The sequence below is a fragment of the Hymenobacter cheonanensis genome, from assembly GCF_030581075.1.
GTDB lineage: Bacteria > Bacteroidota > Bacteroidia > Cytophagales > Hymenobacteraceae > Hymenobacter.
The window spans coordinates 176,771-195,941 of the sequence record NZ_JAUQSW010000006.1 but is presented as its reverse complement, the minus strand read 5'-3'; the positions used below and the strand labels follow the sequence as shown (position 1 = coordinate 195,941).

Annotated in this window: 13 protein-coding genes and 1 pseudogene; 6 read left to right on the top strand and 8 right to left on the bottom strand. The window is 62.3% G+C overall.

Annotation, left to right across the window (positions count from 1 at the left end; genetic code table 11):
- Positions 1-27 precede the first annotated feature (27 nt).
- Positions 28-1,539: an acetyl-CoA carboxylase biotin carboxylase subunit gene (accC, locus tag Q5H89_RS13380; protein WP_305019831.1), complete on the bottom strand. Its 1,512-nt coding sequence runs from the start codon at positions 1,537-1,539 to the stop codon at positions 28-30.
- Positions 1,540-1,805: 266 nt separating this feature from the next.
- On the opposite strand from accC, the gene Q5H89_RS13375 reads away from it, so the two are divergent.
- On the top strand, positions 1,806-3,044 hold the full coding sequence (locus Q5H89_RS13375) for an aminotransferase class I/II-fold pyridoxal phosphate-dependent enzyme (RefSeq protein ID WP_305019830.1): 1,239 nt from the start codon (positions 1,806-1,808) through the stop codon (positions 3,042-3,044).
- A gap of 262 nt (positions 3,045-3,306) precedes the next feature.
- Positions 3,307-3,483 (top strand): annotated as a pseudogene (locus Q5H89_RS23265) (histone H1); the annotation flags it as partial.
- Positions 3,484-3,856: 373 nt separating this feature from the next.
- Here Q5H89_RS23265 and tyrS read toward each other — a convergent pair.
- A complete protein-coding gene (tyrS, locus tag Q5H89_RS13365) occupies positions 3,857-5,188 on the bottom strand; it encodes a tyrosine--tRNA ligase (protein WP_305019828.1) in 1,332 nt (443 codons plus the stop codon).
- A gap of 156 nt (positions 5,189-5,344) precedes the next feature.
- Here tyrS and holA point away from each other — a divergent pair, with 156 nt between their 5' ends.
- The 3 genes from holA to Q5H89_RS13350 all read left to right on the top strand — a co-directional run bounded on the left by holA (position 5,345) and on the right by Q5H89_RS13350 (position 7,694).
- Positions 5,345-6,406: a DNA polymerase III subunit delta gene (gene holA / locus Q5H89_RS13360; protein ID WP_305019827.1), complete on the top strand. Its 1,062-nt coding sequence runs from the start codon at positions 5,345-5,347 to the stop codon at positions 6,404-6,406.
- Positions 6,407-6,463: 57 nt separating this feature from the next.
- The gene (locus Q5H89_RS13355) at positions 6,464-6,658 is read left to right on the top strand and encodes a hypothetical protein (RefSeq protein ID WP_305019826.1); all 195 of its coding nucleotides are present in this window, start codon (positions 6,464-6,466) and stop codon (positions 6,656-6,658) included.
- 298 nt (positions 6,659-6,956) lie between these two features.
- Entirely contained in the window at positions 6,957-7,694 is a 738-nt protein-coding gene (locus tag Q5H89_RS13350; RefSeq protein ID WP_305019825.1) for a PA2169 family four-helix-bundle protein, read from the top strand.
- 111 nt (positions 7,695-7,805) lie between these two features.
- Here Q5H89_RS13350 and Q5H89_RS13345 read toward each other — a convergent pair whose 3' ends face one another.
- From Q5H89_RS13345 to Q5H89_RS13330, 4 genes are all read right to left on the bottom strand, one after another.
- Positions 7,806-10,277, bottom strand: a complete 2,472-nt coding sequence (locus tag Q5H89_RS13345) for an outer membrane beta-barrel protein (protein ID WP_305019824.1) — start codon at positions 10,275-10,277, stop codon at positions 7,806-7,808.
- 289 nt (positions 10,278-10,566) lie between these two features.
- A complete protein-coding gene (locus Q5H89_RS13340; RefSeq protein ID WP_305019823.1) occupies positions 10,567-12,285 on the bottom strand; it encodes a M28 family metallopeptidase in 1,719 nt (572 codons plus the stop codon).
- 116 nt (positions 12,286-12,401) lie between these two features.
- Positions 12,402-13,436, bottom strand: coding sequence for an EthD domain-containing protein (locus Q5H89_RS13335; protein ID WP_305019822.1), 1,035 nt, complete (start codon positions 13,434-13,436; stop codon positions 12,402-12,404).
- Between the two features lie 108 nt (positions 13,437-13,544).
- The gene (locus Q5H89_RS13330; protein ID WP_305019821.1) at positions 13,545-14,624 is read right to left on the bottom strand and encodes an SDR family oxidoreductase; all 1,080 of its coding nucleotides are present in this window, start codon (positions 14,622-14,624) and stop codon (positions 13,545-13,547) included.
- A 224-nt stretch (positions 14,625-14,848) separates the two neighbouring features.
- Between Q5H89_RS13330 and yiaA the strand changes: the two genes are divergently transcribed.
- The gene (gene yiaA, locus Q5H89_RS13325; protein ID WP_305019820.1) at positions 14,849-15,286 is read left to right on the top strand and encodes an inner membrane protein YiaA; all 438 of its coding nucleotides are present in this window, start codon (positions 14,849-14,851) and stop codon (positions 15,284-15,286) included.
- A 549-nt stretch (positions 15,287-15,835) separates the two neighbouring features.
- Here yiaA and Q5H89_RS13320 read toward each other — a convergent pair.
- Positions 15,836-18,148, bottom strand: coding sequence for a GH92 family glycosyl hydrolase (locus Q5H89_RS13320; RefSeq protein WP_305019819.1), 2,313 nt, complete (start codon positions 18,146-18,148; stop codon positions 15,836-15,838).
- A gap of 70 nt (positions 18,149-18,218) precedes the next feature.
- The gene (locus Q5H89_RS13315) at positions 18,219-19,034 is read right to left on the bottom strand and encodes a class I SAM-dependent methyltransferase (protein WP_305019818.1); all 816 of its coding nucleotides are present in this window, start codon (positions 19,032-19,034) and stop codon (positions 18,219-18,221) included.
- Positions 19,035-19,171 lie beyond the last annotated feature (137 nt).

Sequence of the window (19,171 nt, the reverse complement as noted above, 5' to 3'; positions counted from 1 at the left end):
CATTATGCATTATGGCACAGCAAGAGTCTACCCCACGCCCAGCCGATTCCGGCGCCACGCCGAGGCGGGCGCGCCCGCCGCTTCGCCCGTGGCCGCGGGGCTAGCGGGCTGCTTCTCACTCATGAGCATGGCCACCAGGGCGGCGGCTACCTGGGCGGTGCCCTCGTCGGGGGTGGTGGGGGCTAGCACGGCGGGGCTGAAGTGGTCGCGCACGAAATTCGTGTCGAAGTTGCCGCTCACGAAGGCCGGGTGCTTGAGCACGAAGGTGCCGAAGGGCAGCGTCGTTTCGATGCCCGTAATCTGGTACTCGGCAATGGCGCGCAGCATGCGGGCGATGGCTTCTTCCCGGTTGGCGCCAAACGTTACCAGCTTGGCAATCATGGGGTCGTAGTAAATCGGAATGTCCATGCCCTGCTCAAAGCCGTCGTCCACGCGCACGCCGGGGCCCTGGGGGCGCACGTAGGTGGCTAGCCGGCCGATGTCGGGCAGGAAGTTGTTCTGCGGGTCTTCGGCGTACACGCGCAGCTCCAGGGCGTGGCCCGTAATAGTCAGGTCTTCCTGGCGGAAGGGCAGGGGCTGGCCCTCGGCCACCCGAATTTGCTCCTTCACCAGGTCGAGGCCCGTAATCTGCTCGGTCACGGGGTGTTCGACTTGCAGGCGGGTGTTCATTTCGAGAAAGTAGAAGCGGTGCTGGTCGTCGAGCAAAAACTCGACCGTGCCGGCGCCCGCGTACTGGCAGGCCCTAGCCACGTCCACGGCGCAGCGACCCATTTCGGCGCGCAGCTCGGGCGTGAGTACCGACGACGGCGCTTCCTCAATCACCTTCTGGTGGCGGCGCTGAATCGAGCACTCGCGCTCGAAGAGGTGCACGATGTTGCCGTGCTCGTCGCCCAATACCTGAATCTCGATGTGGCGCGGCCCGGTCACGAATTTCTCGATAAACACCGCCCCATCGCCAAACGCCGACACGGCCTCGTTGATGGCCAGCTGCATCTGCTCCTCAAACTCGCTGGCCACGTGCACCAGGCGCATGCCCTTGCCGCCGCCGCCGGCCGAGGCTTTAATGAGGATGGGAAAACCCACCTCCTGGGCAATCTGCTTGGCGGCCTCCACGTCGGAAATGGCCTCGTCGGTGCCCGGCACTAAGGGGATGTTGTAGGCTTTCACGGCCTGCTTGGCCGAGAGCTTGTCGCCCATCAGCTCCATCGCCTCGGGGCTGGGGCCCACAAAAATGAGTCCCGCCTCGCGCACGGCGCGGGCAAAGCCGGCATTTTCGGAGAGGAAGCCGTAGCCGGGGTGAATGGCATCGACGCCCAGCTCGTGGCAGATTTCAATGATTTTATCGCCCCGCAGGTAGCTGTCTTTAGACGCCGGCGGGCCCACGCACACGGCCTCATCGGCGTAGCGCACGTGGGGCGAGAGGCGGTCGGCCTCCGAGTAGATGGCCACCGTGGCGATGCCCATTTCTTTGGCCGAGCGCAGCACGCGCAAAGCAATTTCGCCGCGATTGGCAACCAGGAGTTTCGCTATTTTTTTCATGCGGGGTGGGCTTGTAAAGCGGAGGGGCACTCCGTTTATAGTAGGGCAGGTGAGGCAGGCCGAAATGGCGAAGCCAGCCGTTTTACCGCACAAAGAAAACCTTAATCCGCTACCTTGGTAATAAAGAGCTGCTGGCTGGCCCGCCGCCACGCCCAAATTATGTACAAAAGCTGAGCGCGGGCTATCTTTGCCGTTTAACAGTTTTGCTGCGCGAGCCGGTCGGGTTCGCTTGCCCTGCTCTCCCAACTTATTCCCCCAAGTTTTCAGTGGATATTTTCGACCGCGTTTCGGCCAATCGGGGCCCACTAGGCTCGCACTCTCACTACGCCCACGGCTACTTCACGTTTCCCAAGCTCGAAGGCGAGATTAAGCCCCGCATGATTTTTCGCGGGAAGGAAGTGCTCACCTGGAGCCTGAATAATTACCTGGGCCTGGCCAACCACCCCGAAGTGCGGCAGGCCGACATCGACGGCGCTTCCGAGTACGGCATGGCCTACCCCATGGGCGCCCGCATCATGAGCGGCAACTCGACCCTGCACGAGCAGCTCGAAAACGAGCTGGCCGACTTCGTGCACAAGCCTGCGGCGCTGCTGCTCAACTTCGGCTACCAGGGTGTGGTCAGCATTATTGATGCCCTCGTGAGCCGCCACGACGCCATCGTGTACGACGCCGAGTCGCACGCCTGCATCATCGACGGCGTGCGCCTGCACCAGGGCAAGCGCTTCGTATTTCCGCACAACGACATCGAGAGCCTCGAAAAGCAATTGGAGCGCGCCAAGCGCCTCACCGACGAAACCGGCGGTGGTATTCTGGTGATTACCGAGGGCATGTTTGGCATGTCGGGCAACCTCGGCAAGCTGCGCGAAATTGTAAAACTCAAGGAAAAATTCAACTTCCGCATCTTCGTCGATGATGCCCACGGCTTCGGTACGCTAGGGCCCACGGGGGCCGGCACGGCCGAGCATTTGGGCGTTACGGAGGGCGTAGACCTGATTTTTTACACCTTCGCCAAGAGCATGGCCAGCATTGGCGCGTTCGTGGCCGGCCAGGAGGGCGTGATTGAATATTTGCGCTACAACATGCGCAGCCAGATTTTCGCCAAATCGCTGCCCATGCCGCTCGTAATAGGCGCCCTCAAGCGCCTGGAGCTGATTCGCAACCACCCCGAATACCGCGAAAACCTCTGGACCATCGTGCGCGCCCTGCAAAGCGGCCTGCGCGAAAAAGGCTTTAATATCGGTACCACCGAGTCGCCGGTTACGCCGGTGTTCCTCAACGGCCAAATCCCCGATGCTACGGCCCTAACCTTCGATTTGCGTGAGAATCACGGCCTTTTCTGCTCTATTGTGGTCTACCCCGTGGTACCCAAGGGCGTAATTATGCTGCGCCTCATCCCCACGGCCGTGCACACGCTGGATGACGTGGCCCAGACTATCACGGCCTTCGAAGCCATCGCCACTAAGCTCGACAAAGGGCTCTACAGCAAGCAGTCGGCTACTGCCTAAGTTACTGGCCACTAGCTGCCCTACAACCCGCGCGCCGGCTGCCTGCAAAGGTAGCCGGCGCGCCTGTTTTTGTACAATACCAAGGCTGCTAGCGGGAAGTATCTTCATTAAAAAAGCATTTTTAGTGAAAAAAGGCCCCTGCGAGGCCAGAAATGCGGTTTTGAAAAAAACCTGGAAAACTTGCCTGCGTAGAAAGTGCCTGTATATTAGGGCCGCGTAAGCACAATTCCCCTTTTTCTCACCCAATTTCCAACCACCGTTCATGGCTAACCCTTTCAACCAACTCAAGGACCTAATCAACTCGCTGGAAGACGACTTCGAAAAGTCGTACGACAAAAACAATGCGGCCGCCGGCACCCGCGTGCGCAAGGGCATGCAGGACCTGAAAAACCACGCCCAGGCCATCCGCCTGGAAGTGCAGAACATGAAGAACTCGTCGAAGGATGGGGCTGCTGCCCCGGCTGCCAAAGCCGCTCCGGCCGCTAAGAAAGCCGCTCCGGCCGCCGCCAAGAAAGCTGCTCCGGCTGCGAAGAAAAAATAGGTGGTCTGAGCCACGGAGTACGCGGGTTTTTCCAAGCACGCGGATTTTGTGGAAGAACTATTGAATACAAGAGCGCCCCGCTAGCCTAGCTAGCGGGGCGCTCTTGCGTATGGTAGCCTGGGCTTCTGTAAGTAGTAAGTTAAACGTTGGTCATGCAGAGCGTAGCGAAGCATCTCGCGTAGTGCAGTAAACCAAACGGTCGCTAACGTCAGCACGCGAGATGCTTCGCTGCGCTCTGCATGACCAACGTCTTTACTACCACCTGTGGATTCTAGCTGAGTTCGACCAGGAAGTAGTTTTTGCCTTTCTTCACCACCAGATACTTATCGAGCAGCAGGGGCAGCTCGGCCACCGGCGTATCGGCTGAGGTTGCTTTCTGGCCGTTCAGGCTGAGGCCGTTGGCTTGCACCAGCTTGCGGGCCTCGCCACGCGAGGGCAGAATTTTCTTGTCGGTAGCCTCGCTCAGCAGCACGGCCAGCGGCTGGGCCAGCGCCTCGGCGCGGGGCACGCGCAGGTGCGGCACGCCGGCAAACACATCGAGCAGCGTAGCCTCGTCGAGGCTGGCCAGGTCGCCGCCGCCAAACAGCACCTGCGACGCCGACACTGCTGCCTCGTAGGCCGCCTCGGAGTGCACCCGGATGGTAACCTCCTTAGCCAGCGCCTTTTGCAGCGTGCGCAGGTGCGGGGCTTGGGCGTGCTCAGCTTCGAGGGCCTCGATTGCGGGCTGGCTCAGCAGGGTAAACACCCGGATAAGGCGCGGGGCGTCCTCATCCTTGCTATTAAGGAAAAACTGGTAAAACTGGTAGGGCGAGGTCAGGGCCGGGTCGAGCCACACGGTGCCGGTTTCGCTCTTGCCGTACTTGGTGCCGTCGGCCTTGGTGATGAGCTGGCCGGTGAGGGCGTAGGCTTTGCCCTGGCCATCGGTAAGGCGGCGGATAAGCTCGGTGCCCGTTGTGATGTTGCCCCACTGGTCGCTAGCGCCCATTTGCAGGGTGCAGCCCAGGTTTTGGTAGAGGTGAAAAAAGTCGTAGCCCTGCAAGAGCTGGTAGCTGAACTCGGTGTAGCTGATGCCCTCGGTGCCGCTGTCCTCGTTGCCGCCGATGCGGCGCTTCACCGAGTCCTTGGCCATCATGTAGTTCACCGTCAGGTGCTTGCCTACATCGCGCAGAAAGCCCAGGAAGCTGAAGTCCTTGAACCAGTCGTAATTATTAACGAGCACCGCGCCGGTGGGCGAGTCGTTGAACTCCAGAAATTTTTCGAGCTGCGCCCGGATGCCAGCCTGGTTGGCGCGCAGGGTGGTTTCGTCGAGCAGGTTGCGCTCGGCGCTCTTGCCGCTAGGGTCGCCAATCATGCCGGTGGCGCCGCCCACCAGCGCCACCGGGCGGTGGCCGGCGCGCTGCAAGTGCACCAGCAGCATGATGGTAGCCAGGTTGCCGATGTGCAGCGAGGCCGCCGTGGGGTCGAAGCCGATGTAGCCCGACACGGGCGCGGCGCCGGCCAGGTGCTCGGCGGTGCCGGGCATGGCATCGTGGTACATGCCACGCCATTTCAGCTCGGCCAGCAAATCGGTAGGAGAGGACGAAGAGTTGATTTCAGAAGACATACGCAAAAGCACGGCGGCATAAAGCCGCCCTAAAACAGTGGGCAAAGGTAGCCGGGCGGTAGCTTTGTAGGGTGCGGGGCCGGCCCCCGCCCAGGCGTTTGTTTCGTTAGCCAAGCGCTGTTTACTGCCGGGCGGGGGCTAGCCCCGCACCTTACTATGCCAGTTTTAACCCCCGACGACATCCTTAAGCACGTGCAGCAGCGGCAGTTTCAGCCGGTGTATTTTTTGCAGGGCGAGGAGCCGTATTTTATTGATACCGTGGCCGACGCGCTCGAAGCCTCAGTGCTGCCCGAAGGCGAGCGAAGCTTCAACCAAACGGTGCTGTATGGCAAGGATACCGACGCGGCGGGCATTCTGGGCCAGGCCAAGCGCTTCCCGATGATGAGCGACTACTCGGTGGTTATCGTGAAGGAGGCGCAGGCCGTGGCCGATTTAGAAAGCGAAAAGGCCTGGCCATTTCTCGAAGCCTACCTCAAAAACCCGCTCGCCAGTACCGTGCTGGTGCTGTGCTATAAGTACAAAACCCTCGACTCGCGCAAGAAACTGGGCAAGCTGCTGGCTGGCAAAGACGCGCCCGGCGTGGCCCTGATGACGAGCAAGAAGCTCTACGACAACCAGATACCGCAGTGGCTGACGGGCTACGTGCGCGGGCGCAAGCACCAAATAACCCCCGGCGCCACGGCCCTGCTGGCCGAGTACATCGGCGCCGACCTGAGCCGCCTGGCCAATGAAGTGAATAAGCTGCTGCTCAACGTGAAGGCCGGCCAGGCCATCGACGAAGACCTGGTGCAGCGCCTGGTGGGCATCAGCAAGGAATACAACATTTTTGAATTGCAGCGGGCCCTGGTGCAGCGCGACGTGCTGAAGGCCAACCGGATTCTCACGCACTTTGCTGCCAACCCTAAAGCCAACCCGCTCATCCCCAACCTGACGCTGCTCTTCAACTTCTTCACCCGGCTGCTAGCCCTGCACCAGGCGGGCAACAACCCTTCGGATGCCGACTTACAAAAGCTGGGCATCAATAAGTTTGCCCAGAAGGAGTATCAGCTGGCCCAGCGCCAGTTCAGCCCCGAGCGCACGATTGACCTTATTCACCTCATTCGCCGGGCCGATGCGCAGAGCAAGGGCATTGAAAGCGGCAGCATGGACGAGGGCGAAATTCTGCGCGAGCTGGTGTGGCTGATACTGCACCCGGTGCCGGTGGCGGCGGTGGGGTAACGCGGCCGGGGCCAGCCCCGTAAAAAGCCGGTATTCACCCTAACCGACCTTTCACTCATGAGCGATAATCAGCCCAGCGGCACCCTAGGGGGCCTAATTGCCGGCCTCTTCGGCAGCAGAACCAATGAAGACGGCACCACGAGCGGCCTTAAGTCGTCGCACAAGCTGCTGAGCGGCGCGCTGCTGGCCGCTGGCGCGGCTTACCTCTACAAGCGCAGCAAAGGCAAGCAGGCGGCCATCGGCAACAACTAGCCTTAGCCGGCCCCTAGCCACGAGCCCCGCCGAGCGCGCCAACCACCGGGCGCGCCCGGCGGGGCTTTTTTATCCGCGCTTTCAGGGGGAAGAAACTGCGGGGGCTATATGCCGGGTTTCTGTCGGCTTGCCGGCCGCAAATGGCAGGTAGTGAAGACTATGCTGCCTTTTAAACTGCCTGGGGCAATTTATTGAGGATGAAGAGATAGGAAGAGTTGCTAAAAACCCGGTGGTTAGCCAACGCCAGCCGCCGGCTTGCCGTAAAACAGCGTGTTTACACCCTCAGACTTCTAACCCGATGAACTTGCCCGAACCTATTTCCGACGCCGCCGACAAGGCCAAGGACCTCTATACTGAAACCGCCGACAAGGCTAAAGACCTGTACGGCACGGCCGCCGACAAGGCCAAAAGCCTCTACGACGAGGCTGCCGAGAAAAGCAAAGACCTGCTCGGCCACGTGCCCGACTCGGTAAAGGATGCCACCGATAAAACTGTGGGTGCCTATAACAAGCTGACGACCACCCAGAAAGTAGTGGGCGGCGCGCTGCTGGCCGCGGGCCTGGCCTACCTGGTAGCTCCGAAGAAAAAAGGTAAAGCCAAGCGCGCCAAAGCTGCGCTCGAGCGCTTACTACTCTTTGTAAATGACCGCATTGAGGGTTATAAGCGGGCCGTGGCCGAAACCAAGGACGCGCACCTGAAAAGCTACTACCAGAAGCTGGTGGGCCAAAGCCAGGATTTTTCTAAAACCCTCAACGACTACCTGACCAAGAAGGGTGGCGAGCGCGAAACCGGCACTACCCTCAAAGGCAAGCTGTACCGCAAGCTGATGGACGCCCAGGCCCTCGTAACGGCCCGCGACGAAAAAGCCATCCTGGCCGCCAACGTGTATGGCGAACAGTGGGCCATTAAAGCCTACAAAAAAGCCCTGCGCCGCAAAGCCCTCAAGGGCAACCTGCGCGAGGCGGTAGAAAAGCAGTATGCCGAATCGAAGAAAACCTATAAAAAGCTGAAGGAGCTGACCGCGCAAACCGCGTAGTAGCTGCCCTGGTAGCCGAAAAGCCCCGCCGGGCGGCCTAGCAATGGGCCGCGCCCGGCGGGGCTTTTTGCCAGGCCGCCCGGCCCGCGCCAGTGCACGGGCTAGCCCGGCCTATTGGCCGGCGGCACGGCGCAGCTCCTCATCGGCGCCGGCGGCGCGGCGGCGGGCGGCGGCCACCTTGCTGTTGCCGAAGCGGTAGGTGAGGGCCGCCGTGACAATGCGCGTATCGAGGCGCGAGTAGTAGGCTTCGGTGAAATTATCGTAGGTGGAGGTGACGCGGTTGGGCGTAGTGTAGAAGATATCGGCCACGTTCAGGCGAAACGTGCCCTGCTTGTTCCACAGGCTTTTTTGCACGCCCGCCGTCACCTGGCCGCGCGCCTGAATGACCTGAAAGCCGTAGACCTCGCGCGACTCGTAGAAGCCGTTGAGTTCGGCCGACCAGCCCTTGGGCAGCGTAAAGCTATTGTTGGCGGTGAGGTTGCAGGCCACCCGGCCGCGGTCGAGGTCGGTGCCGTTAAGCTCGCCCACGTAGCGGTTGTAGTACACCAGGGCGTTGGCGTAGAGCGCCCACCACTTGGTGAGGGTCAGCGGCGCCGTGAGGGTGAGCGTATAGAAGTGCCGGGTGCGCAGGTTTACGTTCTGGCTTACCACGAGCCGGCCGCCATCAGGGGCGGGCTGCACCACGTTTACAATTGGCAAATCGGTGCGCGAGTAGGCTAGCCCGGTGCTGAACTTCTGGCGGTAGGTATGGGTCAGCTCGAAGTTGTAGCTCGTGGAAGCCACCAGGTTAGGATTGCCGGCGAGGTACGATGTGGCGTCGATGTAAGTGCGCAAGGGGTTTATCTGCGCGTAGCTGGGGCGGTCGATGCGCCGGGCCAGGGCCAGGGCCAGCGTGTGCCGCTCGCTAAGCGTGCGCTCGACGAGCGCGCTCGGAAACAATTGTAAATAATGCTGCTCGCGCAGCGTAATTCCGGCCTGCTCGGCCAGGGTGTTGGTTTGCTCGGCGCGCAGGCCGGCTTGCAGGGTGGTGCGGGGCAGGGCGCCGCGCAGGCTGGCGTAGGCCGCGTTTACGTTTTCGTGGTAGCTGAACTGGCTGGAGATGTCGGGCCGCGGCGAGGTCACGCCATTCACCGTGCTGGTGAAGGCCACGTCATTGTCCGACACCACGCGGGTGGCTTTGGCGCCCACGTCGAGGCGGGTGCGGTGGGGCAGCGGCTGGCTGAAATCGACCTTCGCCGCCCCAATGCTGAGCGTGCTGCGCTGGTCGCCGCTGAGCAGGCTGCCGGGCTGGCCCGAGGTATCGAAATACACATCCTGGTCGAGCAGGCGCGTGAGGTGGTAGCGGGCATAGTCGGCATCGGCCGTGAGCGTGGCCGCGGCGGCCGAGTCGGCAAAGGCGTGGCGCAGGTTGAGGTTGGCGCTGCCGCTGGGCCGGCTGATGTCCTGCACGGTGCGGGCGTGGTAGCGGTCGGTGGGCGCGCCCTGCTCGTCAACTACTACCGTCTGGTTGGCAATGTTATTATTCGTCTGGCTAGCCAGCACGGAGGCCGACGCACCCAGCAGCGTGCGCTTGGTGAGGTTGAGGTCGAGGCCCACCTTGCCCGCGTGCGAGCGCAGGTGCGAGTGCTGGTCGTTGGCCAGCACCGTGCCGCCGGCCGGCAGCGCGGGCGTGGGCGCAAAGCGCCGGTCAAGGTCAATCCGCACAAAGTAGCGGCGGTCGGTGTAGGCGTAGTTGCCGTACAGGTTCAGGTTTTTGCGGCGGTGGTTGAGGGCCAGCCCGCCCGTAAACTTGCCCTGCTCGCTGTAGCCGTAGCTGGCGTTGGCAGTGCCGTTGGTGCCCAGGCGCTGGTCTTTTTTGAGGTTGATGGCGATAACGCCGGCGCCGCCCTGGGCATCGTAGCTGGCGGGCGGGTTGGTTATCAGTTCAAGGCTTTGCAGCTGCTCGGCGGGCAGGGAGCGCAGGTACTCGGCCAGGTCGCTGCCGGTGAGGGGCGTGCGCTTGCCGTCGATAACCACCAGCAGGCCCTGGCGGCCGCGCAGGCTCAGCTCGTTGCTGCTGCTCAGGCTCACGCCGGGCGAGCGCGCCAGCACGTCGAGCGTGGTGGCCCCCGATGCGAGCGGGCTGTCGGCGACATTTACCACGGTGCGGTCGGCCCGGCGCTCGTAGAGCGGCTTGCGGCCCGTCACGGTTACTTCCTTCAGGGCCGTGGCCTGGCTGGGGGCCAGCCTGATAGCGGGCAGGGCCAGCCCCGCCGCGGGCAGCTCAAACGGGGCGCTCCAGTAACGGCCAAAGCCCACTTGCGCCACCGACACGCGGTAGCGCTGCCCAGTGGGCGCATCCAAGCGAAAAGCCCCCTGCGCGTCGCTGAATTCGGTTTTGACCACCACCGAATCGGCGGCGCGGTGCAGCGTAACGGTGGCAAACTCCACGGCCGCGCCGCCGGGGCCCGCCACGGTGCCCCGCACCACGGCGCGCGTTTGCGCGTGGCTGGCCAGCGGCACGGCCAGCACACCGACGGTCAATAACCCTCCTCCCCGATACAACCCAACCCCTAGCCGAAATAACGTAGCGCTTACGAGCATATAACAATAAAATAGCCAGGACGAAAGCAACTTGTACTAGCTTCTCTAGGCACCTGCTTAGGCACAACGGTTTGTGTTGTCCATAGCAGGGCGTAAAGATGCGCCGCCGCTGCCAATACTGTGCTATCCAAAACAGGAGGAAATAAAATTAGGCGGGTATTAGCAGCCTTAGGCAATGAATTGCAGCAAAATACTGATATCTTAGTAGGGCAAGTAGCGGGCGGCTAAATGCCCCGGCCGCACCCACAGGGTGGGTTGCCGCCGGGGCATTGGCTTGGGCCGCGGTGGGCTAGGGCCGGCTTTTCAGGCGCACGGCCCGAAACTCGGAGCCCGCCTTCCACTGCGGAAACGTGGTTTCGCTGGCCAGCTGCTGCCCGATGCGGAAGAGCAGGCGCGCATCCTGGGCCGCGCCGCGCAGGTCCCAGGTGGGGTTAAACTGGTCGGAGGGCTGGTGGTAATTTTTGGCCTCGAAGTCCTCGCGCTGCTTTTCGGCGAACGCTTTGCCGTGCAGGCGGCTCTCGAAGGCGCCGCTGGCGTAGAGCGCCGGCACGCCCACCTTGGCAAAGCTGAAGTGGTCGGAGCGGTAGAAGGAGCCCGTTTCGGGGTGCTGGTAAGCGATAACGTAGCGGTTCTGCTCTTTGGCGGCGGTGCGGGCGTAGTCATCCAGCTGCGACTGCCCGTAGCCCGTGATGGTGAGGTCGCGCATGGGCCCGAAGGCCAGCAGCTCGTCCATATTAATGTCGGCCACCGTGTTTTTGAGTGGGTACAGCGGATGCTGGGCGTAGTAATCGGACCCTAGCAGGCCCTGCTCTTCGCCCGTCACGGCCAGAAACACGATGCTGCGCTGCGGCTTCTCCCTGGCCTGCACAAAGCCGTTGGCAATGGCCAGCAGGCCGGCGCAGCCGCTGGCGTTGTCGAGCGCGCCGTTGTAAATGGAATCGCCGGCCACGGCTGGGCCAATGCCCAGGTGGTCCCAGTGGGCCGAGTAAATAATGTATTCCTGCGGCCGGGTGGTGCCGGGCAGCACAGCCACCACGTTCTTCGAGGTTTTGTAAGTGATTTTATTATGTAGCGTGGTTGTGAGGCTCAGGCCCAGGTCTTTCCCCTTAAAGCCGCGCTGGTTGGCAGCGGCGTAGAGGTCATCGTACTTCAGGCCGGCCGTCTCGAATAGTTTTTTGGCGGCGGCTAGGGTCATCCAGCCCTCCAAGGCCACTTTGCTGGCGCCGTGGTCGGGGGTGGTGGGGTGCAGCTTGGCGCCGCCATTGCTGCTCTGCACCACCGTCCAGGGGTAGGAGGCGGGCTTGGTATCATGAATGATAACGAGGCCGGTAGCACCGTGGCGGGCGGCTTCCTCGTATTTGTACATCCAGCGGCCGTAGTAGGTCATTTCGCGGCCCTTAAACATGGTGGTGTCGTTGCCCGCGTTGCCGGGGTCGTTGATGAGGACCACCACCGTTTTGCCCTTCACGTCGAGGCCGGCGTAGTCGTCCCACTTGTACTCGGGGGCCGTTACGCCGTAGCCGGCAAATACCAGCGGCGAGTTCTTGATTTCCACCGTCGGCTTTTCGCGCTCGGTCAGAAACATGTAGTCGGTGCGGTACTTAAGCGTCAGGGTTTTGCCGTTGCCCGCAATGGTGGCCGTCGAGTCGGGTTTGCCGGCAATTTCTACCAGCGGCACCGGCTGAAAGTAGCTGCCGCCAGGCCCCGGCTTCAGCCCCAGCTTTTTAAACTCAGAAGCCAGGTAAGTGGTGGCTTTTTCCTCGCCCCTGGTAAATGGCCGGCGGCCCTCAAACTCATCCGAGGCCAGCACCTTGATGTGCCGGGCCAGCAGGGCGGGCGTGATGCCGTCGTTGGGCGTGGGCACGCTGGCCGTATCGGTGGGGGCGGCCTCGGCGGGCTGGCCGGTGGTGGCGGTTTCGGAAGAAGTGGACGACTGGCCCTGGCAGCTGGCTAGCAGCAGGCCCGCCGCCACGGGCGCCAGCCAGGGGCGGAGTAGCGAAAAATGCATGAAATAATGAACAATAAGTGAAGAAGCAAAGCGCCCGCTACCCAGCCAGCAGTGCTGGCGGCTAGCAGGCGCGAATGTAGGGGAATAAACCGGCGAACGGCTGCCAGTAGCAGCCTTCAGCCTCTTGCTTCTTCATACTTGGTAGCCAGCTCGGGTAGCAGGCGGTTGATGACGCTGTAGTTGAGGCCGGTCCAGTACTCCGAGCGCGCTACGTCCACGAACGTGGCCTCGTCGGCCGCGATGGCGCGGTAGTCGGCGCTCACCAGGTAATCCTCCACATCGTTCATGCTGGCAAAGGCGAGCACCGAGATGGCATCAATCAATTCGCCCTCGGGGTCGGGCTGCTGGGTCGAGCCGATGTTGTGCAGCTGGGCGTAGCGGCGCACATAAGTGTGGGTGGCGGGCTGGGCCAGCACCAGCGGCGCGTGCTGCCGCAGCAGGCGCGCCTGAAACTCCTCGCGGCTCAGCCCGGGCCGGCGGTAATGGATTTTGACCAGGCTGATGGGGTCGCGGTGCTGCGCGCTGGGCAGCAGAATGTACTCGCGGGCAATTTCGCGCGTCACCAGGCGAAAGACCGTCTGCTCGTCGGCAATAATGCGCTGGGCGTACTGCTCCTGCTTCAGCACGCGGTTGATGTCGGCCTCCGCCGCGTAGGCGATGTAGGCAAAGCCATCGAAGCGCGGGCGCACGTAGGCGGGCACCCGGGCGTAGGGGTCGGCCACGAGCTGGCCGTTGTCCTGGGTCATGGCCCGGTAGGGTGGGTGAAAATTGGACGACGGCCCGGCCGCCACGCGGTGCACCTGGTCGTAGCGCAGCACCAGCTCATTGTCGGTGCCCGGCTCTTCGTAGGCGAATTTGGGGCCGTGCACCTTGCGCCAATACTCGTCCCAGTGCTCAAAATCGAGGTTGGGGTTGGTTTCCAGCGCAATTTCGGCGGGCTCGGCGTCGGGGTTTTCGATGCCCTTGCCACGGCGGTCGCGGGTCGAGCCCTCGTCCTGGAGCCGCTCAGTGCGGGGCGTGGCATCGGCCCGCGTCAGGAAGGTGGGCGTCACGATGAGCGGCGCCGTGGTGGTGTGGTAGCTGCTGAGCGCAGGCGGCCGGTGGCCGTTATCAGCGCGGTCGTCGGCCGCGCCAGGGTCTAGGGTAGGCATAATGGGAAAGCGGAAAAGGAGGATTTTAGATAAGGCGTTGCCGATGGCCCCGATGGCGCGGGGCTCTGCCCCGCGCCATCGGGGCCATCGGCAACGCTAACCCGTAGGCTACGGAATCAGCCGGTCGGCGCGCAGCTGGGCAAAGAGGTCAAAAAAGGACTCGTCGCTGGGCTGGTACACGTGGAAGCCAGCTTGGCGGCTCTTGGTCATGTCGGTCATCACCTCAATCGGACGGCCCAAATCGAGGTCAGTGTGCCAGGGCGAGGCTAGCCGGCCCAGGTCGGCCTCGGCCAGATTATAGCGGGTGGCCATATCGCGCCACACGGGCGCATCGCCGGCCATCGCTTCTTCCAGCGGGTGCACCGTGCCATCGAAGCCGGCGGCCTCCACGCCAAACCAGGCGGCCAGCCGCGGCCACAGCCAGCGCCAGCGGAAATAGTCACCGTTGGTGATGTTAAAGGCCTCGTTGCGGGCCGCTTCGGCAGTGGCGGCCCAGGCCAGCTGCTTGGCAATCACGCGGGCATCGGTCACGTCGGAGAGGCCTTCCCACTGCGCCTGCGAGCCGGGCCACTGGAAGGGCCGGCCGGTTTCCTTACACAGGCTGGCGTACACGGCCAGCGTGCTGCCCATGTTCATGAGGTTGCCCACCGCCTTGCCAATGATGGTATGCGGGCGGTGAATGCTCCAGCTAAAGCCGTCGCGCGTGGCGGCGGCGTACACCTCGTCTTCCTGAGCGTAGTAAAAATTGGGCAGGTCGAGGCGGGGCAGTTCCTCGCGCACCGGCGTGGGCGGCAGCGCATTGCCCTGGGCGTAGGAATCGAACGGCCCCAGGTAGTGCTTGAGGCCGGTGACGAGCGCCACGTGCTGCACCGATTTTTTGGGGGCTAGCGCGGCCAGCACGTTGCGCACCATGCCGCCATTCACGCGGATGTTCTCGGCCTCGGTATCGTGGCGCAGCCAGCTGGTGAGAAACACGTGGGTAGGCGCCACCTCGGCCAGGGCCGTGGCCAGGCTGGCGGGGTCTTGGAGGTCGGCGGCCACCGGGTGCAGGCCGGCAATGTCGGTTTGGGGGCGGCGGGCCAGGCCGTAGGTTGTCCAGCCCGTGGCCACGAGCTCGCGGGCCAGGTTGCTGCCGATAATGCCGCTGGCCCCGACGATGAGCGCGATTTTTTCTATGGTAGTTTCCATCGGGTGCTAACCCCTGGCGCGGCGAATGGTTGGCAGGCCCTTGGCGACGGGGTGGCTAAAGTCAGACAAAGCGAGTTTATAATGAGTTGATAAATAATGGCATAACGTGCTGTAAGGCGAGCGCATTCGCCCGGAATAAAGTCTGGCCGAAAAGAAAGTCAGCTTTCCCTGGCCCAGCGTGCCGCCTGACCTTTGACGCATTCCTTATCAGCCAACCTCTAGCCATGAGCCCCACTGCCGCCACCCCCGCCCGTCCGTCTGCCGCCTTCGTTGCCGCCTCCTGGTTTGCCCTGCTCGCGGGCATGGGCGGCTTCCTGGTTGGTCTGTTCAACGCCACGATGGCGCTCAACGAAAAGGGCTACTACTTCACCGTGCTCATGTTCGGTCTGTTCGCCGTTATCTCGCTCCAAAAAACGGTGCGCGACCAGCTGGAGAAAATCCCCGTTACGGGCCTCTACTACGGCCTGGCGTGGTTTGCCACGCTGCTGCCCATCGCCCTGCTGGTTATCGGCCTCTGGCACGCCACCCTCACGCTCAGCGAGAAAGGCTTCTACGGCATGGCCTTTCTGCTGAGCCTGTTCGGCGCCATCGCCGTGCAGAAGAATACGCGGGACATGGGTGCCGCGCCCAAAGGCTCGGCGGTGGCTGTTGATGCGGAGTAATTCCGTCTCTTGCTCTTAAGACTTCACATAGCTAAATAGAAATACCACGGCTTGCGTTGTGGCATTTCTATTTAGCTATGTGAAGTCTTGATATACACTGTTTTTGTTTCTTGGTCAATCCACACGCTGCCGTAATTTGCATTATTGTCGGCCGGAATCTGGTAAAGTAGACCTTGCCGAATGCTTGTGGCCCGAAACCAGAGCGGCTGCTTCCCAACAAGTACTGGCTGCTGGCAGGCGCTAAGGCTGAATCTTAGCCAAAGCAGGCGATTGTCTGACCCACTGTTCAATATCATGAGCCGGGGCTTTAAAGCAAACCCAGAAGGTTCGCGAAAATAAGTTGCCTTTTGTATCAGCCTGCACCGCAAGTGCCCTAGCCGGCAGCGGGGCCAAACACGGCCAGTCGCGAGCGCGGCGTCAATGCTACTAGGTTTTAAGTATGTGGTGAGGCCAGCCAATAAGGCTAGCATCGTAGACCCCGCAAGCACAATAGCGAGCTTTTTCATAAGGCCAATTTCAAAGAGCAGTAGCTACAGTACCGCATAGTGTTTACTTCCGCGCCGGCCGCGCTCCCATCACAAACTCCAGCGTGCCGCCCTGGCGCACCTCACTCACGGGCAGAAAGGGCCTGGCCAGCAGCTTGCCATTGAGCCTGGCCGACTGCACGTAGACATTCTTATCGCTCTGGTTCTTAACCGTCACGGTGAAGGTTTTGCCCTCGCTGACTTGCAGCACGGCGCCGTGCACGGCGGGGCTGCCCAGCGCGTACTCGCCCGAGGCGGGGGCGACGGGGTAGAAGCCCAGGGCCGAGAAGATGTACCACGCGCTCATCTGGCCGCAGTCGTCGTTGCCGCCGAGGCCGTCGGGACCCTGGTGGTACATCTTGTTCAGTATCATGCGGATGCGGGGCTGGGTTTTCCAGGGCTGGTTGGTCCAGTTGTAGAGGTAGGCGGCGTGGTGGGCGGGCTCGTTGCCGTGCACGTAGTTGCCGATGATGCCGTCGCGGGTGATGTCCTCGGTTTCGGCGAAGAACTTGTCGGGCAGGTTCATCGTGAAGAGCGAGTCGAGGTGGGGCACGAAGCGGGCGTTGCCGCCCATTTTGGCGATGAGCCCGCTAGGGTCGTGGGGCACGTAGAGGCTGTAGTTCCAGGCGTTGCCCTCGATGTAGGCCGGGTCGCTGGTGGTCAGCACGTCAAACTTGGCCCGGAACGAGCCGTCGGCCAGGCGCGGGCGCATAAAGCCGATGCGGGCGTCGTACACGTTCTGCCAGTTGGTGGCGCGCTGGCGAAACTCCTTTTCAATATCGGCCCGGCCCAGCTTCTGGGCGGCCTGCGCAATGCAGTAGTCGTCGAAGGCGTATTCCAGCGTTTTCGACACCGAGGCGCCGCTCTTATCCTCGGGTACGTAGCCGCGGGCCATGTACTCGCCCAGGCCGTCGTACCAGCGCTGGCGGGCGGTGATGACGCAGGCGTCGAGGGCGTGATTTTGGTCGAAGGGCGCGTTGCCGAGCACGATGGCGTCGCAGAGCACCGGCACCGCGTGGTAGCCTATCATGCACCAGTTTTCGTTGGCGTAGTGGCTCCACACGGGCAGCATGTGCTCGGCGCTCTGGTCGAAATGAGCGAGCATGGATTGCGCCATGTCAGCATTGCGGCGCGGCTGCACGAGGTTGTAGAGCGGGTGCAGCGCCCGGTAGGTATCCCAGAGCGAGAAGGTGGTATAATTAGTAAAGTCCTTGGCCAAGTGGTTGTTCTGGTCGAGGCCGCGGTACTGGCCGTCCACATCCTGGTAAATGGTGGTGCCGGTGAAGGCGTGGTACATGGCCGTGTAGAAATTCTCCTTATCGACCCGGCGCGGGGCGCTGATGGTGATTTTGCTCAGCTCCTGCTGCCACTGGGCCTGGCCTTGGCGCTTGTATTGCTCAAAACTCCAGCCCGGCGCCTCGGCGCGCAGGTTGCCCAGCGCGCCGGCCGTGCTCACGGGCGAGAGCGCCAGCTTAAGCTTGATTTGCTGGCCCGCCAGGGTCGGGCCGAAGTCGAAGTGCAGGCGCAGCTGGTGCCCGGCCAAATCGGGCCAGTTGTGCGCCTGGTCGAAGCGCCCCCAAAAGCCACGGTAGGCCTGCTTGGGGTCGTAATTCTTGCTGCCGTAGGTTTGAAAGGGCCGCGAAAAGCTGAGGGCGAAGTACACCGTGCGGGTGCGGCCCCAGCCGTTGGTTTGGCGGTAGCCGGTCACGAGCGAGTCGTTTTCGACCCGCACGAAGGTCCAGGTATTCTTGCCGGGGTAATTGTAAATCCCGGCCATCAAATCCAGAATAATGTGGCTCTGGTCGGCCTTGGGGAAGGTATACTGGTGGATACCGACCCGCGTAGTGGCCGTCAATTCGGCCAGAATATCGTGGTCGGCCAGTCGCACCTTGTAGTAGGCCGGCTCGGCCACTTCGGTGGCGTGCGAGTAGGCCGAACGGTAGCCGCCCAGCGGCTTATCGGCAGTGCCGGGGTTCAATTGCAAAGGCCCGGTGGTGGGCATTACCAAGAAATCGCCCAAATCGGAATGCCCCGTGCCGCTGAAGTGCGTGTGGCTGAAGCCCACGATGGTGGGGTCTTTGTACTGATAACCTGCGCAGTAGCTATAAATCTCCGGGTTGTACTTGCCGTTTTGCTCGTAGCTGAGCGTATCGGTATCGGGCGAGAGCTGCACCGCCCCGAAGGGCACCGTGGCGCCGGGGTAGGTGTGGCCCATTTTGGCCGTGCCCACCAGCGGGTGGGCGTACTGCACCAGGTTTTCGGGGAGGCTAGCGGGGGCGGGGCGTTGGGCCAGGGCCGCGCCGGGCACGAGCAGGGCGGCCAGCAAAAAATGCTTCATGGGCCCAAAATACGGGCCTGCCCGCCGTTGCCGGCGCCCGGGCTTGCCGCTTGCACAGAAGCCCGGTGGGCTAGCCCTGCCCGGCGGCCGTGAAATTGAGGCCGAAGTACAGATTTTCCTTCAAGAGCGGGTTGCGCCGCCAGATGGCATCTTCGCGGGCCAGCAGGGCAGGGGCGTTGCCATTTTTGAACATGAACGGTGGAAACAGCCGGATGTACTGCACATCGGCTTCGGCAATACACAGGCCTTTTTGAGCCAGCTCGCGCTGCCAGGTGGCCAGGTTGCGAATGTTCTCGTTGCCGATGGTAATGTGCTTTTTTAGCGTCTCGTCGTAGATTTCAATGATGCGCTTATTGCCCCGGCGCAGGTACAGCTTGAGGCACTGCACCACGTTGCCGCCATTTTCCTCCACTACCACAAGCTGGCCGCCGGGCCGCAGTGTGCGCTGGAAAATAGCCAGTGCATCTTGCAGCGGCTCGAGGTGGTGCAGCGTGTCCTGGATGATGATGCGGTCGTAGGAGGCCGGCGCGGGGGGCGAGTCGAACAGGTTCTCGTAGCTGTAGGTGAAGCCCGATACGTCGCCGAACTGCGCCCAGTAGCGCAGGCGCTCGGGCAGGTGGGCAAAGTAAAACTCGAGGGTGGTGCCGTGTACCTTATACCCATTGAGGGCCAAGAAGATGGCCGTGGTGCCGTAGCCGCAGCCGCAGTCCCAGATGGCGGCCTCCCTACTGGGCAAATGGTCCAGAATATACTGCAGCCGCTGCACTACGTAGGCCTTGCGAAACTCGAAGCTGGCCGGGTTGGCCAGCATCTTGTAGTAGCTGGTGAGCTGGGGGTTGCCACGTAACTCGTCGAGAAACAAGTCAAAAAATGCACTGACGGTCATGAACAACAAAAGGCGCCAGGAACGAAGAAATAAAGGCCGCTGGCCAGGGGCGTAGGCTGGCCACGCGGCTAAAATAAGGCCCGGCCGCCACTAGGGGCCCATCGCCGACTAAAAAGACGGTTGCCAGCGGGCCGCGG

Bases quoted from the DNA above. Each gene is read 5' to 3' on its own strand.
- accC (WP_305019831.1), bottom strand. From the start codon at position 1,539: ATGAAAAAAATAGCGAAACTCCTGGTTGCCAATCGCGGCGAAATTGCT.
- tyrS (WP_305019828.1), bottom strand. From the start codon at position 5,188: ATGTCTTCTGAAATCAACTCTTCGTCCTCTCCTACCGATTTGCTGGCC.
- holA (WP_305019827.1), top strand. From the start codon at position 5,345: ATGCCAGTTTTAACCCCCGACGACATCCTTAAGCACGTGCAGCAGCGG.
- Q5H89_RS13355 (WP_305019826.1), top strand. From the start codon at position 6,464: ATGAGCGATAATCAGCCCAGCGGCACCCTAGGGGGCCTAATTGCCGGC.
- Q5H89_RS13350 (WP_305019825.1), top strand. From the start codon at position 6,957: ATGAACTTGCCCGAACCTATTTCCGACGCCGCCGACAAGGCCAAGGAC.
- Q5H89_RS13345 (WP_305019824.1), bottom strand. From the start codon at position 10,277: ATGCTCGTAAGCGCTACGTTATTTCGGCTAGGGGTTGGGTTGTATCGG.
- Q5H89_RS13340 (WP_305019823.1), bottom strand. From the start codon at position 12,285: ATGCATTTTTCGCTACTCCGCCCCTGGCTGGCGCCCGTGGCGGCGGGC.
- Q5H89_RS13335 (WP_305019822.1), bottom strand. From the start codon at position 13,436: ATGCCTACCCTAGACCCTGGCGCGGCCGACGACCGCGCTGATAACGGC.
- Q5H89_RS13330 (WP_305019821.1), bottom strand. From the start codon at position 14,624: ATGGAAACTACCATAGAAAAAATCGCGCTCATCGTCGGGGCCAGCGGC.
- yiaA (WP_305019820.1), top strand. From the start codon at position 14,849: ATGAGCCCCACTGCCGCCACCCCCGCCCGTCCGTCTGCCGCCTTCGTT.
- Q5H89_RS13320 (WP_305019819.1), bottom strand. From the start codon at position 18,148: ATGAAGCATTTTTTGCTGGCCGCCCTGCTCGTGCCCGGCGCGGCCCTG.
- Q5H89_RS13315 (WP_305019818.1), bottom strand. From the start codon at position 19,034: ATGACCGTCAGTGCATTTTTTGACTTGTTTCTCGACGAGTTACGTGGC.